Source organism: Brachybacterium sp. J153 (assembly GCF_036311905.1).
In the GTDB taxonomy this organism is placed as follows: domain Bacteria; phylum Actinomycetota; class Actinomycetes; order Actinomycetales; family Dermabacteraceae; genus Brachybacterium.
In genome coordinates this window covers 1-16899 of sequence record NZ_JAZDCH010000019.1, presented here as the reverse complement: position 1 = coordinate 16899, position 16899 = coordinate 1, and the positions used below count along the sequence as shown (strand labels likewise).

The following is a 16899-nucleotide window of genomic DNA, read 5'->3' as shown; positions in this document are numbered from 1 at the left end:
GTGTGACCCCTTGACGGGCAATGGGCCCCGACCTACTCTTGCCAGCATCGGTCGTGTATCGATACATTTGCCGTCTGGAGCCGCGACAGATCTGCATCGCCGCAGGTCAGCGACCCTCCGGCACATCCACACCTGCTCACCGGCACACCCCGGGCCGCGCACCCAGCGCCCTCCCCCTCCGAAGGAGGCCAGAATGCTCCACCACCCCCTGCCCCTGCCCGTCTCGCGACCCCGCCGCCGCTCCGTGCTCGGACTCGGTGCCGCCGCCCTCGGGGGGATGACCCTCGCCGCGTGCGGAGGGAACAGCGACGAGCCCGCCGATGTCGCCTCGCAGAATGTCGGGGCGATGGAGTCCTACGAGGCGGACCAGCAGTTCACCGCCACCGAGCCCTTCTCCCTCTCCATCCTGTGGACGGACTGGCCCGAGAACCCCGTGACGGAGTCGTGGAAGCTCTTCGACCACATCGAGGAGCTCACGGGCGTCCGGCTCGAGCCGACCCACGTCCCTTTCAGCGACAACGTCGAGAAGCGCAGCCTGCTGCTCAGCGCGGGAGACGCCCCCAGCGTGATCCCCCTGATGTATCGCGGGGACGAGACCCCCTTCGTCTCCTCCGGTGCGATCCTGCCGCTGAGCGACTACGTCGAGCACATGCCTCACTTCCGCAAGTACGTCGAGGAGTGGGATGCGGTCGCGATGCTCGACAACATCCGTCAGGCCGACGGCAAGCACTACCTGATCCCCGGCCTGCAGGAGGTCTGGGTCCCGGCGTTCTCGCTCGTGATCCGCCGGGACGTGTGGGACGAGGTCGGCATCGGGGTCCCGGCCACGTGGGACGAGGTCCGCGAGGGCCTGCGCCTGATCAAGGAGAGCTATCCCGAGTCGGTCCCGCTCGCCGACGGGTTCGAGGGCCAGTCGCTGATCAACTACGGCGGCTACGCCTTCGGCACCCGGGCCGGTTGGGGCTTCGGCGACGGCATGATCAAGGGCCAGGACGGTCCGGTCGAGTACGCCGCGGCGACCGCGGAGTACCGGGACATGGTCGAGTACTACCGGTCCCTCGTCGAGGAGGGGCTGCTCGACCCGGAGTCGCTGACCGCGTCGAACGACGGCAGCGGCGGCGGGGGCGTGCACGAGAAGTTCGCGGCCGAGACCTGCTTCGCGGCGTCGGGCTCGTCGGGCACCCTGATCGAGTTCGCCCAGGCGCTCGATGCCACCGTCGGACGCGGGAACTACCAGCTCGAGCTCATCCCGCCGCCGGCGGGCCCGGCCGGGAACATCATGGGGCCGCGCAACTTCTGGCACGGCTTCGTGCTCTCCTCCCACGTCGCCGAGTCGGAGAACTTCCTGGCGACGCTCCAGTTCCTCGACTGGCTGTACTTCAACCCCGCCGCCCGCGAGATGCTCCGCTGGGGCATCGAGGGCGAGACCTACACCAAGGCGGAGGACGGCACGATCACGCTGGACGCGGAGCACTCCCTGACCGCCTTCGACCTGAACCCCGACGGGGGCACCGACCTCCAGAAGGACCTCGGCTTCTCGACCTACCTGGCGGAGTCGACCGAGTCCCGGGCCCTGAAGGAGTCCTACAACTCCGCGGACTACACGACCTACATCGACGGCGTCCTGGAGAACCTCGAGCCGATGCCCCCGTGGACCCCCGCGCCTCTCGACGAGGCCGAGCTCGAGCAGGCCGCGCTCATGGCAACCCCGCTGAAGGACGCCGTCGACACGGCGACGCTGCAGTTCATCCTGGGCCAGCGGGACATCGAGGAATGGGATGCGTTCCAGCAGGAGCTCGAGGCGGCGGGACTCCCCGCCTATCTCGATCTGGTCAACACCGCACGGGACCGTTTCGAGGAGCAGTCCTGAGGTGCCGCTGATCGCCTGCCCGTGAAGGGAAGGAGGTCACGCCCGGGGCGGCGCCGTCGACTCCCGCTCGACCAGATGGGTCTCGAGCTTGAAGGGGTGAGCGAACAGCCCCGGGTCCGAGGACAGGGCGAGCAGCCGCTCGACAGCGACCTGCCCCATCGAGAACAGCGGCTGGCGCACGGCGGTCAGCTGGGGGTGGGTCCATCGTGCGATCATCGTGTCGTCGAAGCTGACCACGCTGAGCTCCTCCGGCACGTCGATCCCGTGCTGCCGGGCGGCCCGCAGGGCTCCCACGGCGAGGGTGTCCGCGACGGCGAAGATCGCGGTGGGCGGCTCGGGTAGCCGGAGCAGGCGCTCGGCACCGCTCTGACCGTCGGCGTACGAGAAGTCACCGTGGGCGATGAGCTCCTCCTCCCACAGCACGCCGGCTGCGCCGAGCGCGGAGTGATAGCCCTGCAACCGCTGGCGGGCGGGCACGGAGTCCGTCGGCCCGGCGAGCACGCCGATCCGACGATGCCCGAGGTCCAGGAGGTGCTGCACGGCTGTCGCGCCGCCCTCCCAGTTGGTCGCGGAGATGACGACGATGCCGTTCACGTCGGGATCGATGGAGACGGGGTCGATCGCGATCAGCGGCAGGCGCAGGTCCCGGCTCCACCGCGCGTGGCGGGCACCGATCGGTGTGGTCACCAGGATCACGCCCTCGACCCCGCGGGCGGCGGCGTCGGCCATCCAGGCGCGGGTGAGACCCGCTGCGGTCTGGTCCCCGCTAACCACCAGCAGGTCCACCCCCGCCCGATGGGCGGCCTGCTCCGCGCCCTCGAGCACCTGCAGAGAGTAGGGGCTGGTGAGGGTATCGAAGTGGATCAGGACGGAGCGCCGGCTCTCGCTCCCCCGCCTCTTGGACTCGTAGCCGAGCTGACGGGCGGCCTCGGCGACGGTCTCGCGGGTCGACTGACGCACATCGGCACGGCCGTTCATCACCTTGGACGCGGTCGCCAGGGAGACCCCGGCCCGCTCCGCCACGTCCTTCAGGGTCACGCGCTCACCCTGCGACTCGCTCTGCACCATGTCCTCGTCCTTCGCTGCTCCATCGCCACCGGCACTGCGGCACCTCGCTGAACGGTACCCGCAGATGCCCTGCTTGACCGTCACCACGGCCGCCCCTAGCCTAAAATCCTACGCAACTTTCAGTTGCCTTTCGCATTCATCGTCCACCGGAGCGTGGGGTGTCCCCGCCCGGTCCTCACCGCGGAGGCCCACCCCATGGCGTTGTTCGACCTGCCCCTCGAGGCGCTGCGGGAGTACCGCCCGCAGCTCTGCGAACCCGACGACCTCCCGACCTTCTGGGAGCAGACGCTCTCCCGGGCCCGCGAGAGCTCCGGGCCCATCCTGTCGCTCGAGCAGGTCGACAACGGCCTGACACTGATCGACACCTGGGACGTGACCTTCGCCGGCCACGACGGCACGCCGGTGCGCGCCTGGTACAACCGTCCCGCAGCGGTCGAGTCGGACCTGCCGGTCGTCGTCGAGTACCTCGGCTACGGCGGCGGCCGCGGCGAGCCACTCGAGCGCCTCTCCTTCTCCGCCGCCGGGTACGGACACCTCGTGATGGACTCCCGCGGTCAGGGCTCGACCTGGGGCTCCGGTGGCCACACCGATGACCCGGTCGGCTCCGGGCCGGCCGCCCCCGGAGTGATGACCCGCGGGATCTCCTCCCCGCACACCAGCTATCTCACGCGCCTGTTCACCGACGCGGTGCGCGCCGTGGACGCCGCCCGTGCACTGCCCGGCGCGGACGGACGCATCGCCGTGACCGGCAACAGCCAGGGCGGGGGGCTCGCCCTCGGGACCGCGGGCCTGGTGCCCGACGTCGACGCCCTCGTGGCCAACGTCCCCTTCCTCACCCACATGCGCCGCGCGGTCGACATCACCGATGCCGACCCCTACCAGGAGATCGTCCGCTACCTGGCGGTCCACCGGGACCGCGAGGAGCAGACGTTCCGCACCCTGGCCTACGTCGACGCGCTGCACCTGGGGAGGCGAGCCACGGCGCCGGCGATGTTCTCGGTCGCCCTGCGGGACACGATCTGCCCGCCCTCGACGGTGTTCGCCGCCTACAACCTCTACGGCAGCGCGAGCGGCACTGATCCCGAGCGGGAGATCGTCGTCTACCCCTACAACAACCACGAGGGCGGAGGAGCCACGCAGCAGCATCGTCAGCTCGACTGGCTGCACGCGAACCTCTGAGCGGAGGCGCGGGGGCCGGTGCCGCAGCACCCGCCCCCGCTCCGTCGGGGCGGGCCGGGCCGTCAGCGCCGCAGCGCCGGATGCCCCGCACGACCGCTCGCCTCGGCGAGCGCGTCCTGCACCGCGTAGTAGGCGGGCTTGCGGGTGAAGTCGTCCCACAGGACGGTCGCCGCGCCCTCGCCCGGAAAGGTGCCCGGCACCCACGAGTACTTGTCGAGCACGCCCCACAGGGTCAGGGAGTCGCAGCCGTCCACGGCCAGCGCCGCCTCGGTCACGCGGCGGTAGTAGTCGGCCTGCTGCTCGAGCTGCGCCTGCGTCGGCGCCCCGCCGCCCGGCAGGTCCATGCGCACGTCGAGCTCGGTGATCGCGGTCTGCAGCCCGAGGTCGGCGAAGCGCTGGAGGTTCTCGGCGAGATCGCCCGGGAACCCGTAGCGGATCGACAGATGGCCCTGGGTGGAGAAGCCGTGGATGGGCACGCCGTCGGCGAGCAGCTCCTGGATCAGCGCGTAATAGGCGTCGGACTTGGGGTTGATGCCGTCGACGTTGTAGTCGTTGACGAACAGTTGCGCCTCCGGATCCGCCTCGTGCGCCCAGCGGAAGCAGTCGGCGATGATCCCGACGCCCAGCTCCCGGAGCCAGATGTTGCCCTCGAGGCGGAACGCCGCGCTGTCGTCGACGATCTCGTTGACCACGTCCCACTGCTGTATCCGCCCGGCGTAGCGGCCGACGACGGTGTGGATGTGCTCCCGGAGGATCTCGCGCAGCCGCTCGGGGGTGTAGCCGCCCTCCAGGAGCCAGCTCGGGTTCTGGTTGTGCCACATCAGGGTGTGGCCCCGCACCACCTGACCGTTGGCCTGGGCGAAGTCCACGATCGCGTCGGAGTCGGCGAAGGCGAAGGCATCAGGAGCGGGGCGCAGATGATCCCACTTCATCTGGTTCTCGGCCGAGAGCGACGTGAACTCGGCGGCGAGCACCTCGCGGTACGGCTCGTCGCTCGTGAACGGGTCGGGATAGTCCTGGCCACGGTGGTGCCCGCCGCCGGCGACGGCGCAGCCGACCTTCAGCCGGTCGTCGGCGGCGAAGGCCAGGGTGTCCTTCGCCGCCAGGCCCGGCGGCGTCGTCCTCCCGTTCCCGGGGGGCCGCCCCGGACCGGTGCCGCCGTCGGGGGCTGCGGAGGCGGAGGGGGCGGCCGCCACCACCGTGGTGGCGACTGCTCCGGCGGTGAAGATCTCGCGGCGTCTCATGGGTCTCCTTCGACGTCGTCGTCGGGTAAGGACAGATCGGAACTGCGCCAGCACGTGCGCGCGCCCCGTCGACCGGGGATCGACGGGGCGCGGGTGCTCAGCCCTTGACCGAGCCGAGCATGATCCCGGAGACGAAGTACCGCTGCACGAACGGGTACACGCACAGGATCGGGATCAGGATCAGGATCATCGTCACCGACTGGATGTTGGCGTTGATGTCGTTGACGGCGGCGCCCGAGGCCGCGGCGCCCTCGGACGCGGCGGTCGAGGCCCCGGCGATGAGGTTCCGCAGGAACAGCGTCACAGGGAAGAGGTCGGTGCGGTCAAGATAGAGGAAGGCCCCGAACCAGTCGTTCCAGTACTGGACCGAGTAGAACAGCACCATCGTGGCGATGACCGCCTTGGACAGCGGCAGCGTGATCCGGAAGAAGATCCCGAACCAGCTCAGACCGTCGATGTGCGCGGCCTCCTCGAGCTCCGTGGGCAGGTTCTCGAAGAACGCCTTCATGACCAGCAGGTTGAAGACGGAGAGGGCCGGCGGCAGGATGACCGCCCACATCGTGTTCTTCATGCCCAGCGAGGAGATCAGCACGTAGTTGGGGACGATGCCGCCGTTGAAGAACATCGTGAACACGGCGATGCCGATGAGCAGGCCGCGCCCCCGCAGGTGCTTCTTGGAGAGCACGAAGGCGTACGTCGTCGTCAGCACCATCGCGATGGTCGTGCCGATCACGGTGTAGACCACGGTGTTGCCGTAGCTGCGCCAGAAGCTGCCGTTGTTGGCGACCGCCCGATAGGTGTCGAGGTTGAAGTCGACAGGGAAGAGGTTGACCTTGCCGGCGTTGATCGCCCCGGCCGAGCTGAACGACTGCGCCAGGAGCATGATGAACGGGTAGAGCATCATTGCGCACAGCAGCAGCAGCGCCACCGTGTTCACGACGGTGAACACCTTGTAGGACGTCGAGTCCTTGATCCGGGAGGTCCGCCGGGCCGGCGCGGTGCTGCGCGGGGCGTCGGACGTCATCGCTTCGATCACCACAGGCTCGTCCCCACCAATCGCTTCGAGATGTAGTTGGCCGTCATAACCATCGCGAATCCGATGATCGCCTGGAACAGGCCGATGGCCGCGGCATAGCTGAGGTTGTTCGACACCAGGCCCACGCGGTACAGGTACGTGGAGATCACGTCGCCCGTGGAGTAGGTCATGGGGTTGTACAGCAGCAGGACCTTCTCGAACCCGACGTTGAGGAAGCTACCGATGTTCAGGATCAGCAGCGTGACCATGGTGGGCCGGATCCCCGGGATGGTGACGTGCCAGGTCTGTTGCCAGCGGTTGGCGCCGTCGATGCGCGCGGCCTCGTAGAGGGCGTCGTCGACCGCGGTCAGAGCGGCGAGGTACAGGATCGTGCCCCAGCCGACGGTCTGCCACGCCTCGGAGGCGACGTAGACGAACCGGAACCACTCGGGTCGCTGGAGGAAGGAGACGGCGTCGCCGCCGAAGGCCTCGATGACCTGGTTGACCGTGCCCTGCAGGGAGAGCAGCTGGTAGACCATGCCCACCACGATCACGACCGAGAGGAAGTGCGGCAGGTAGCTGATGGACTGGACGATCCGCTTGAAGTGCCGGCGCCGCACCTCGTTGAGCATGAGCGCGAGGATGATCGGCAGCGGGAAGCAGACCACGAGTGTCATCCCGCCGATGATCACGGTGTTCGTGAAGACGTTCCAGAACGCCGGGTCATGGATGAACATGTCGACGTAGAAGGTGCCGACCCACTCGTCGCCGAAGATGCTCCCGCCCGGTCGGAACCGGCGGAAGGCGATCACGTTGCCGAGCATGGGCACGTACCGGAAGATCGCGAGGAAGATCAGCGGCGCGATCACGAAGGTGTAGAGCGGCCAGTCGCGGCGCAGCGCTCGCTTCCAGGCCCCTGGCCTGCGCACCGGGGCCGGAGGCCGCGGCGCCGCCTCGGGCGCCGCGACCTCCACGGTCGATGTGGTCGTCATGGGGTCACCATCCCGCCGGTAAAGGGGCCGGTCACCCGTTCGCCTCGACGAACCGGTCCCGAGCGGTGTTGAGCAGCTCGAGGTAGCGCGGCAGACCCGCGGCCTCGAGCTCGCCCACGAAGGCATCCCACTCGCCGAGGTCCCGCTCGCCCATGATGAACTGCAGGGTGGCGGTGTCGACCGCGTCCTTGATCGGGGTCGCCAGCAGCGAGGCCTGCTCGAGCTCGGCCTCGTCCATGGGCTTCGGGGGGTAGGGATCCCGCGGGGTGCGCACGGACAGGACGTTGTCGATGTACTCGACGAACTCCGGGGTGCTGTAGGACTCCTTGAGCGCGCGCGACTCCGTCGACTCGCAGGGGAAGGTGGAGAACCCGAGATCGACGTTGATGTCGACCTCGGCCCCCGAGTTGATGTTGTAGCTCTCGAGCGCGAATCCGTCCATCAGCTCGATGGTGCCGTCCTCGGACTTGGTGTAGTTCACGTCCTTCTCGCCCCAGCGCAGCATCTCGCGAGCGTCGGGGTTGTAGTACAGCCAGTCCAGGAACTGCAGCGTGGCGAGGAAGTTCTCGGACTGCGTGATCTGCGAGTTAAGCATGAAGCCGTGCCAGAAGTTGCGCGGCTCGACGTTGTCCCCCGCGGGCCCGGCGGGCGGCGGGATGAGCGTCACCGAGTAGTTGCCCTCCCCCACGGTCTCGTTCAGGGCCTGGGCGAACTCGATCGCGGTACCCGAGGAGCCGGAGGCGGCGAAGCAGGTCTCGGCGGCGAACTTCTCGCTCACCGAGGCCGCGCCGCTGCCGTCGTTGGAGGCGGTCAGGGACTCGCGATCGAGCAGACCGTCGGCGACGAGCGCGTGGAAGGTCTCCAGCAGCTGCTTGTACTCGTCGGTGACCGCGACATAGGCGAGCTTGCCGTCGGGCCCCTCGACCGTGCCGTCGCCGAAGCCCCAGCCGGCCTTCGTCCCGAAGGCGTGCGAGGCGTAGTTGAGCATGGACTGCGCCTCGAAGCCGTCCGCCAGCGGGACGGCGTCGGGGTACTGCTCCTTGATGAGCTTGAGGCCCTCGTGGAGCTCCTCCCAGGTGTTCGGCACCGCGCCGGTGAGCTCCTCGAAGACGTCCTTGCGGATCACGAGGCTGAAGACGGGGACGGAGACCTCCTGCAGGCCCGGCACCATGTAGTACTTGCCGTCGGCCTGCTTGAGGTTGTTGATCATCTCGCCGAGATCCCACTCCTCGACGTACTTCTGGAAGTTGGGCATCTGGTCGACGTAGTCGCTCATCGGCACCACGGCACCGGAGGAGACGAACGGGGCCTCCTCACCCGTGTAGACCAGCGGGATCAGGGTCGGCGCGTCGCCGGCGCTGATGAGGAGGGAGCGCTTCTCGGTCGCATCGCTGAAGGGGATGTGCGTCAGCGTGATCTCGACGTTGGTGAGCTCCTTGATGAGGTCGAAGATGCGCCAGGTGTCCTCCACCGGCACGTCGGGCCAATCGGTCCACAGCATGCTGACCTGGATCGGCTCGGTCGCCTTGAACTGCATGTCGGCGGTGTAGTTCTCCATCGCGCCGACGTTCTGGGTCGAGACGTCGACCTCCTCCCCGGCGTCGGAGCTGCAGGCGGAGAGGGCCACCGTGGCGAAGGCCGCGGCGGAGAGGCCGACGAAGCTGCGTCGGGAAGGGGCGAAGGGGAAGGTGCGGGGCGTCGTCATTGCCGTCTCCTCATCAGAGTCAGCGCCGCGGCCGGTCGGTGCGGCGAGGGTGAAGTGGATCGTTACAGTGCTGCACTCACGTCGGTCCAGCTCCTCCCGGATGATCATGGAGATGCTCGAGCGCACCTGACGATCCGCCTCGTTGACGGGGCATTGGCCAGCGACTGTGCCGGGGTGTTTGCCGAGACTTTCGTCAGGTTTTCGTGACTCTCTCAACCTAGCCCCGGAACCAGCGCCGGTCAAGAACTTCCCGAAAACACGCAGTTTTGATCGCAGGGCCGGATGGAAGTGCTGCGACCTGCGCTTTTGTGTCGCATTGCCCTTCTCGCGCTCCGCAGAGCCGGCGCGCCCTCAGGTCACATTCCGGCAACTACGCCTCGACAGGAGTCGAAACTTTCGGGCATGATGGGCCGTGTCGCTCCCGGCGGCACCGCGGCGCCCCCAGGAGGAGCAATGACGCCACCCCACCGCTCACGCGGACTGTTCCTCGACCTCGCCGAGGGGATCTACTGGTACCTCGCGGTCGACGTGCTGCTGGTGCTCGCAGTGGCACCCACCCTGGTGCTCTGGACCGTGATGTCCCCGAGCCCCCTGAGCTCGATGCTCTTCGTGCTCGGAGCGCTGCCGATGCTGCCCGCGGTGGCAGCCGGTCTCCACGCCAGTCGCGTCTGGCGCGAGGACCGGGACCTGATCCCTGCCCGTCACTTCCTCACGGGTTATCGGCGGAACGCGGTCGACAGCCTGAAGGTCGGCACACCAGTGCTGATCGTGCTCTCCCTGGTCGCGCTCAACCTCTCCACCGTCGCGTCCGCCGGCGGCGGGGCGCCGACCATCGCCCTCCTGGTCACGGGGGCGATCTCGCTGCTGGTGCTCGTGCGCGTGCTCTCGATCGTCTCGACCTTCAGTTTCCGTGTGCGTGACACGTTCCGACTGGCGGCCTTCACGCTGCTGGCCGCTCCGCTCTCCACCCTCGCCCTGCTCTCGCTGAGCGTGCTGGTGCTCGGCATGATCCTCATGGTGAGCGAGTTCCTGCTGCTCGTCACGGCATCGCTGCTGGTGTTCGCGCTGTGGGCCTCGGAACGACCCGTGACCCGGCTGATCGCCGAGCGGTTCGTCAGCCCCGGACCTCCGGACGAGGCCGGGACAGCTCCCTCTCCCCGCCCCCTCGGGGAATCGTAAGCGGGATGCTCTCCCCGTCCAGCTCGAGGAGGTACTCCCCGGCGAAGCCGCGGAGCTCCAGGACACCCTCCCCGTCGGCGTGCACGGTGCTCTCCCCGACCCACCACTCGTCGCGGATCAGTCCGCGCAGCACCTCGTAGCTCGGCTTGGGCGAGCCGTCGGCCCGCACCAGGCCCGCCGGGGCGCCGAGCCAGGCGCCGGCGTCGCCGAGGCCCCAGTAGGTCAGCGACTCGACAGCGGGCTGGGCGAGGACCGTGCGGTAGTGGCGTTCGATCTCGTCGGCCTGCCGCGCCTCCCCCTCGTCCGTGGAGGGCCAGGAGTCCACCACGTGATCGTTGAGGTCCTCGATGTGTGCGGGCATCAGGTCCCCCGAGACCAGGGTGGTCTCGGTGAGCTGGATCGGCAGGTCGAACCGTGAGAAGCGTTCGATGACCTCGGCGATCTGCTCCTCGCCCCGGAAGCCCTGGTGCATGTGGGTCTGCAGCCCGATGGCGTCGATCCCGAGCCCGGCCTCGAGGCACTCCTCGATGACGTCCTCGAAGGCCGGGGACAGATCGAAGTCGTTCAGCACCAGCCGGGCCGCGGGGTCGGCGGCGCGCGCGGTCTCGACGGCGAGCCGGATCACCTCCCGGCGACCTCGGGCCCGGGCGAGGCGGGTGATCGCGTTCTCCTCGGCCTCGAAGACCGGCAGGATCACGGTCTCGTTGATCACGTCCCACTGCTCGATGACGCCCGCGAAGTCGGTCGCCTCGCGGGTGATGCGCTCCCGGATGTGCCGCTCGACCGCGGCGTCGTCCTCCGTCATCAGCCAGTGGGGTGCGAGCGTGTGCCACAGCAGCGGGTGCCCCCTGAGACGCACCCCGTGGTCGCGCAGTCCACGGGCCAGCCGGAGCAGGCGAGCGGTGTCCGGCTCGCCGGGCGTCCTCTCGAACCACCGCCAGTAGAAGGGCAGCGTGGCCATATCGAACAGATCGAGCCAGAGCCGGGTGTGGGCGTCGGGCTCCTTGGGGCGCAGTTCGAAGGCCGAGCAGCCGAAACCGAACGCATGGCGGACCTGCTCGAGGCGGGCCGTCTCTCCGGGGCGGGAGAGGCCGTGCTGGTCCGTGATCCTCAGCCGGAGGGTCTCCACGCGGTCATGCGCGATCACGTCGCGCTCCGCACCGCGCCGGTGGGGGCGGCCACGTCCGCGGCGGTTCCAGGGATGGTCCTCGCGGACTCACGCTCCACCCGGACCGGGGTCTCGAGGACCCGGTCCCCGTCGCCGACCTCGCGCACCTCGCCCACCACGGTGAAGGATCCCTCGAGCGTCATGTCCTCGCTCGAGGCGCCGACGCGCACGATCAGTTCACCCGGCTCGACGATGCGCCGGAGGCGCTCGTCCAGGAACGCGGTCCGGTCGGCGTGGAGGGAGAAGGTCACCCGCGCGCTCTCGCCGGCGGCGAGGGCGATCTTCGTGAAGCCGACGAGCCGCTTGAGCGGCCGGACCACCGAGGCGACGGGGTCGCCGAGGTAGAGCTGCACGACCTCAGCGCCCTCCCGATCGCCGACGTTGGTGATGGTCGCGGAGATCTCGACGGAGCCGTCCGGGGCGATCTCCTCGGCGGAGAGGCTCAGATCGGAGTAGGCGAAACGGGTGTAGCTCAGGCCGTGCCCGAAGGGGAACAGCGGCTTGGGATCGAGGTTGGAGATCCCTTCGCTGACCCAGGCGAGCACGGGGGCGAGATAGGTGCCTGGCTGACCCCCGAGGGAGGCGGGCATGCCGATCGGCAGCCGCCCGCTGGGGTTAACGCGACCGGACAGCAGCCCGGCCAGCGCGCTCGCGCCCTCCTCGCCGGGCATGAACGCCTGGACGATCGCGGCGCAGCGGTCCGCGTACTCCGCGAGCGCGTAGGGACGACCGGTGACCAGCACGAGCACCACGGGCGTCCCGGTCGCCAGGACGGCCTCGACCAGCTCGTGCTGGGCGCCGGGGAGGCGGAGGTCGGCGACGTCGCACCCCTCGCCGGAGGTGCCGGCACCGAAGAGCCCCGCGATGTCACCGACGGCCAAGACGGCCACGTCGGCGTCCTGGGCGGCGGCGACGGCGGCGGCGATCCCACTGGTGTCGTCACCGGTGAATCCGACGCCGCGGGCGAGGGAGATCCGAGCATCCGGGAATTCCTGGCCGAGGGCCTCCTCGAGGGTCGGCACCGGGACCGAGGTGCCGTTCTCCGTGAGCCGCGAGAGCACGTGGTTCGTGAAGCTGTAGCAGCCGAGGAAGCTGCGCGGTTCGACCGCGGCCGGGCCGATCAGCGCCAGCGAGGCGGGGGCCGCGAGCGGCAGCGCGTGGGGTCCCGCATCATTGCGCAACAGGATGATCGACTGCTCCGCCATGCGTCGCGCGAGGGCCCTGCTCTCCGGGGCGTCGAGGTCGACGGCCACCCCGGTGGTCCGCGGATCGAAGTCGGGGTCGAGCAGGCCGAGGGAGATCTTCTGGCGGAGGACCCGCCGAACCGCCTGGTCCAGGACGGCGGGATCGATCGTGCCGTCCTCGAGGGCGGCGGCCAGCTCCGGGAAGGTGCTGGTCTCGGGCAGCTCGACGTCCATCCCCGCGCTCAGGGAGGTGGCGGCGGCCTGCCGGCTGGTCCCGACGACCCGATGCATCGTGCGCAGGAAGTCCACGGCCCAGTAGTCGGAGACGACGGTGCCGTCGAAGCCCCACGTGTCCCGGAGGAGCTCGGTGAGCAGCCAGCGGCTCGCCGCGGGCGGCACGCCGTCGAGATCCGCGTAGGAGTTCATCACGGCTCCCGCTCCGGCACGCCGGACCGCCATCTCGAAAGGCACCAGGTCGATCTCGGCGAGCTCGCGCCGCCCGATCGAGACGGGGGCGTGGTTCCGCCCGGCGCGCGACGCGGCGTGCCCGGCGAAGTGCTTGAGGGTCGCGATGATCCCCTCGCTCTGCAGGCCGCTGACGTAGGCCGTGGCGAGGGTGCCGGTGAGATAAGGGTCCTCCCCCATGGTCTCCTCGATGCGACCCCAGCGGTAGTCGCGGACGATGTCGAGCACCGGGGCGAGGCCCATGTGGATGCCGAGGGCGCGCATGTCCGCACCGATGCGCGCGGCCATCTCGTGGATGAGCTCGGGGTCGAAGGACGCCCCCCAGGCGATGGACGCGGGGTAGGTGGTGGCGCCGTGCGCCATGAGACCGGTGAGGCACTCCTCGTGCACGATGGCCGGGATGCCCTGAGGCGAGGCGGCGACGACGGCGGCCTGCATCGCGCGCAGCGCGTCGACCCCCTCCGCGGCGGTCACGGGGGCGCTGCCGTAGGGACGCGTGAGGTGACCGAGCCCGTGGGACACGGCCTCCTCGAAGGGATCGCGCCCCTCGTCGAAGGTGGCCTGCATCGGGGCGAAGCCCTCGGCATCGCCGATCTCCGGCCGCTTCCAGTAGCTGCCGAGCTGGGCGATCCGCTCCTCGAGGGAGAGCTCGGCGAGGAGGGCATCGGCGCGCTCCTCGATGCTGCGCGACGGGTCGGTCCACGGGGCTGCGCTCACGGGTGCTCCTTTGCACGGCGGTCGGTGCGGGTCGCAGACGACCGTCGACCGTTTTGATTCATTCGGAAAGTTTTCTGTCTGCTTTCGTGCCAGCGTAGGGCAGTGCGCGCGAGGCAGTCAACGGGCGACCTCCCCCTCCGATAGCCTTCGGGAACCGCGTTCAGCGGGCCTGCACCGGAGAGGAGGACCCCGTGAGTGCTGCGAGAGTGACCATGGCTACCGTCGCCCGCGAAGCAGGGGTCTCCCCGATGACCGTGTCCAACGTGCTGAGCGGAAAACAGAGCGTCTCCCCCGATCTCCGCGCCCGCGTCGCGGCGGCCATCGCCGCCACCGGCTATCGCATGAACGCCACCGCCCGCACGCTCCGCTCGGGCCGCAGCGGGGTGATCGGCCTCCTAGTGCCGGGAGCCACGGAGCCGTACTCCTATTACGCCCGCCTGGGCGGGCTCGTCGCCCAGGAGGCGCGACGACACGGGCTGACCCTCGTCGTGGAGTCCCCCGGTCCCGCCCCGGAGGCGGAGACCGAGCTGGCGGCGATCGAGCAGGGTCGGTCACTCCAGTACGACGGCATGATCATCACCCCCCTGGCCCTCGGGCCGCAGCACGCATCACGCCTGCCCGCGGACTTCCCCCTGGTCGTCCTCGGAGAGAGGCCCGGCCCGCTGGGCGTTCCGCACATCGGCCTGCCGAACCGGGACGGCGCCTACGCGGCGACATGGCATCTGCTCGAGCAGGGAGCACGGGACATCGCGCTGATCAGCGGGGCGCCGACGGACGAGGAGACCGTGCTGACCCGGCGCGCGGACGGCTACCGCGACGCCCTCGCCGACTGGGGACCCGAAGCGGGCGAGCCGCACCTCGTCGAGATCTCGGACCTGTCCCCGTACGCCGCCCGCTCGGCGGTCCGGGAGTCCGTGCGCCGGGGACGCCGCCCGGACGCCTACCTCGGGATCACCGACGGGGTCCTGCTCGGCGCCCTGCGCGGGCTGGCCGACGTCGGTCTCCACGTCCCTCGCGACGCCCTGGCGATCGGCTTCGACGGCATCCCCGAGGGGGAGCTCTCCGTCCCGTCGATCTCGACGATCAGCCCCGACCACGCCTGGATCGCGCAGCGGGCGGTGGCCCTGCTCCGCGGGCTGCTCGAGGCCGGGACGCCCGACGACCTGGAGTTCACGGCGCCGTACGTCCTCGTCGAGCGGGAGTCAACGCGGCGCTGAGGCGACCGGAGCCCCGCCACCCCTCCGTGCAAGCCGGCAGGGCGCCTTCTCGTCGAGCATCTCTTGACGGGGCCGATGTATCGATACACGATGGCGCTGGGCGCCTTCCTCCGCGCTCTCTTCGATGACGCAGGAGCACTTCCTCATGACCACAGCCAATCGCCGTCGCTCGCTCGCGACGGCTCTCGTCTCCTCCCTGTCCGCCGACGGAGCCAGCGCCGAGCGGGCCGAGCTGCCGACCGGACCGCTCTCCCCCGCCCGGGTCGTGGTGGACCTGGACCTGCCGGGGGCCACTATCTCTCGGCATCTCTACGGCCATTTCGCCGAGCATCTGGGTCGGTGCATCTACGGCGGGTTCTTCGTCGGGGAGGACTCGGAGATCCCGAACACCCGCGGCATCCGGGATGACGTGGTGGCGGCTCTGCGGGCGCTACACATCCCGAACCTGCGCTGGCCGGGCGGCTGCTTCGCGGACGAGTACCACTGGAAGGACGGCATCGGCCCGCGCGAGCAGCGGCCGCGCATGGTGAACTCCCACTGGGGCGACGTCGTGGAGGACAACTCCTTCGGCACCCACGAGTTCCTCGACCTCGTAGAGCTGCTGGACACCGAGGCGTACGTGAACGGGAACGTCGGCTCCGGCACGGTGCAGGAGATGAGCGAGTGGATCGAGTACCTGACCCGCGCGGATGACTCGCCGATGGCGGCGCTCCGCCGGGCGAACGGTCGGGACGAGCCGTGGAAGGTGCCGTTCTTCGGGATCGGCAACGAGTCCTGGGGCTGCGGTGGGAACATGCGCGCCGAGGACTACGCGGCGCTCGCGCGTCAGTACTCGACCTTCGTCCGTGACCATGCCGGGAACCAGGTCACCCGCATCGCGGCCGGCGCCGCCGACGGCGACCTCGCCTGGACCGAATCGCTCATGCAGGTCTTCGGCGAGAGCCTCATCGAGCGGCCCGAGGCTCGACCGAACCCCTTCCAGGCGATCTCCCTGCACCACTACACCGTCTCGGGCCCTTGGGCCGAGAAGGGGAACGCCGCGGACTTCACGGAGGGCGGCTGGTATCTCACGCTGTCACGCGCCTACGAGATCGATGCTCTGCTCGCCCGGCACAGCACGGCGATGGATCGCTACGACCCGTACCGCACCGTCGGCCTCGTGCTCGACGAATGGGGCACCTGGTGGGACGTCGAGCCGGGCACCAATCCCGGCTTCCTGTACCAGCAGAACACCCTCCGCGACGCCCTCGTCGCTTCGATCCACTTCGATGCCTTCCATCGCCATGCGGGACGTCTGACCATGGCGAACATCGCGCAGACCGTGAACGTGCTGCAGGCGATGATCCTCACCGATCCGGACACCGGTGCGCTCGTCCTCACGCCCAGCTATCACGTGTTCGCGATGAACGTCGGTCACCACGACGCCGCCGCCGTTCCCGTGCACCTCACGCTGCCCGAGCGCACGGCGAGCGTCGACGGCCGCGAGCTCCCGCTCCTCTCCGCGAGCGCTTCGGTGAAGGACGGCTCGGCCCTGATCTCGCTGACGAACGTCCACGCCACGGCGGGTCGGACGGTCGAGCTCGATCTGCGCGGCGCGGAGCTACGAGGGCATCGGGCCACCGTGCTCACGTCCGAGACCCTTCAGAGCGTCAACACCCCGGAGACGCCGTCGGCGGTCAGCCCGCGGGAGCTCTCGGCCGTCCGGTCCACGCCGAGCGGCCTCGAGATCGACCTTCCGCCGGCCTCGTACGTCACCGTGCAGCTCGGCCTCGCCTGAGCTGACCGATCAGCCAATCAGTCGACCGACCAGTCGACCGGACGAACCGATCGCGGACCCCGTGAGCCACAGATGGCTTCCGGGGTTCGCGCCGCCGTCGATCCCCGTTCGACGAAAGG

The 16899-nt window shown here is 69.6% G+C and carries 12 protein-coding genes; 5 read left to right on the top strand and 7 right to left on the bottom strand.

All coding sequences use genetic code 11. The features are described 5' to 3' along the window. Positions 1-193: 193 nt before the first annotated feature. Complete coding sequence (locus V1258_RS09755; RefSeq protein ID WP_329749468.1) at positions 194-1870, top strand: ABC transporter substrate-binding protein; 1677 nt, start codon at positions 194-196, stop codon at positions 1868-1870. A gap of 36 nt (positions 1871-1906) precedes the next feature. Here the strand turns inward: V1258_RS09755 and V1258_RS09750 are convergent, their stop codons facing one another. Further along, positions 1907-2938, bottom strand: a complete 1032-nt coding sequence (locus V1258_RS09750; RefSeq protein ID WP_329749467.1) for a LacI family DNA-binding transcriptional regulator — start codon at positions 2936-2938, stop codon at positions 1907-1909. Between the two features lie 195 nt (positions 2939-3133). Between V1258_RS09750 and V1258_RS09745 the strand changes: the two genes are divergently transcribed. Continuing rightward, positions 3134-4117: an acetylxylan esterase gene (locus V1258_RS09745; protein WP_329749466.1), complete on the top strand. Its 984-nt coding sequence runs from the start codon at positions 3134-3136 to the stop codon at positions 4115-4117. 62 nt (positions 4118-4179) lie between these two features. Here V1258_RS09745 and V1258_RS09740 read toward each other — a convergent pair whose 3' ends face one another. The 4 genes from V1258_RS09740 to V1258_RS09725 all read right to left on the bottom strand — a co-directional run bounded on the left by V1258_RS09740 (position 4180) and on the right by V1258_RS09725 (position 9073). Next, positions 4180-5361 (bottom strand): endo-1,4-beta-xylanase, encoded by a 1182-nt coding sequence (locus V1258_RS09740; RefSeq protein ID WP_329749465.1) that lies wholly within the window; start codon positions 5359-5361, stop codon positions 4180-4182. Between the two features lie 97 nt (positions 5362-5458). Then, positions 5459-6385, bottom strand: coding sequence for a carbohydrate ABC transporter permease (locus tag V1258_RS09735; RefSeq protein WP_329749464.1), 927 nt, complete (start codon positions 6383-6385; stop codon positions 5459-5461). A gap of 8 nt (positions 6386-6393) precedes the next feature. After that, a complete protein-coding gene (locus V1258_RS09730) occupies positions 6394-7368 on the bottom strand; it encodes an ABC transporter permease (protein ID WP_329749463.1) in 975 nt (324 codons plus the stop codon). Positions 7369-7399: 31 nt separating this feature from the next. Continuing rightward, positions 7400-9073: an ABC transporter substrate-binding protein gene (locus V1258_RS09725; protein ID WP_329749462.1), complete on the bottom strand. Its 1674-nt coding sequence runs from the start codon at positions 9071-9073 to the stop codon at positions 7400-7402. Between the two features lie 453 nt (positions 9074-9526). On the opposite strand from V1258_RS09725, the gene V1258_RS09720 reads away from it, so the two are divergent. Continuing rightward, positions 9527-10252 carry a hypothetical protein gene (locus tag V1258_RS09720; protein ID WP_329749461.1) on the top strand — a complete coding sequence of 242 codons (726 nt, stop codon included), beginning with the start codon at positions 9527-9529 and terminating at the stop codon, positions 10250-10252. On the opposite strand, the gene V1258_RS09715 is transcribed toward V1258_RS09720, so the two are convergent. Together V1258_RS09715 and V1258_RS09710 are read right to left on the bottom strand one after the other, a co-directional pair. Then, the gene (locus tag V1258_RS09715) at positions 10188-11399 is read right to left on the bottom strand and encodes an endo-1,4-beta-xylanase (protein ID WP_329749460.1); all 1212 of its coding nucleotides are present in this window, start codon (positions 11397-11399) and stop codon (positions 10188-10190) included. The genes V1258_RS09720 and V1258_RS09715 overlap by 65 nt on opposite strands. Next, positions 11396-13786, bottom strand: a complete 2391-nt coding sequence (locus V1258_RS09710; RefSeq protein WP_329749459.1) for a glycoside hydrolase family 3 N-terminal domain-containing protein — start codon at positions 13784-13786, stop codon at positions 11396-11398. The genes V1258_RS09715 and V1258_RS09710 overlap by 4 nt, the downstream gene beginning before the upstream one ends. Before the next feature lie 191 nt (positions 13787-13977). On the opposite strand from V1258_RS09710, the gene V1258_RS09705 reads away from it, so the two are divergent. Further along, positions 13978-15003, top strand: coding sequence for a LacI family DNA-binding transcriptional regulator (locus tag V1258_RS09705; protein WP_329749458.1), 1026 nt, complete (start codon positions 13978-13980; stop codon positions 15001-15003). A 145-nt stretch (positions 15004-15148) separates the two neighbouring features. Further along, a complete protein-coding gene (locus V1258_RS09700) occupies positions 15149-16780 on the top strand; it encodes an alpha-N-arabinofuranosidase (RefSeq protein WP_329749457.1) in 1632 nt (543 codons plus the stop codon). Positions 16781-16899 lie beyond the last annotated feature (119 nt).

What these genes read in the sequence shown, in the direction of transcription:
- V1258_RS09750 (WP_329749467.1), bottom strand. Translation starts at nt 2,938, where the DNA reads ATGGTGCAGAGCGAGTCGCAGGGTGAGCGCGTGACCCTGAAGGACGTG.
- V1258_RS09745 (WP_329749466.1), top strand. Translation starts at nt 3,134, where the DNA reads ATGGCGTTGTTCGACCTGCCCCTCGAGGCGCTGCGGGAGTACCGCCCG.
- V1258_RS09720 (WP_329749461.1), top strand. Translation starts at nt 9,527, where the DNA reads ATGACGCCACCCCACCGCTCACGCGGACTGTTCCTCGACCTCGCCGAG.
- V1258_RS09700 (WP_329749457.1), top strand. Translation starts at nt 15,149, where the DNA reads ATGACCACAGCCAATCGCCGTCGCTCGCTCGCGACGGCTCTCGTCTCC.
- V1258_RS09725 (WP_329749462.1), bottom strand. Translation starts at nt 9,073, where the DNA reads ATGACGACGCCCCGCACCTTCCCCTTCGCCCCTTCCCGACGCAGCTTC.
- V1258_RS09735 (WP_329749464.1), bottom strand. Translation starts at nt 6,385, where the DNA reads ATGACGTCCGACGCCCCGCGCAGCACCGCGCCGGCCCGGCGGACCTCC.
- V1258_RS09730 (WP_329749463.1), bottom strand. Translation starts at nt 7,368, where the DNA reads ATGACGACCACATCGACCGTGGAGGTCGCGGCGCCCGAGGCGGCGCCG.
- V1258_RS09740 (WP_329749465.1), bottom strand. Translation starts at nt 5,361, where the DNA reads ATGAGACGCCGCGAGATCTTCACCGCCGGAGCAGTCGCCACCACGGTG.
- V1258_RS09755 (WP_329749468.1), top strand. Translation starts at nt 194, where the DNA reads ATGCTCCACCACCCCCTGCCCCTGCCCGTCTCGCGACCCCGCCGCCGC.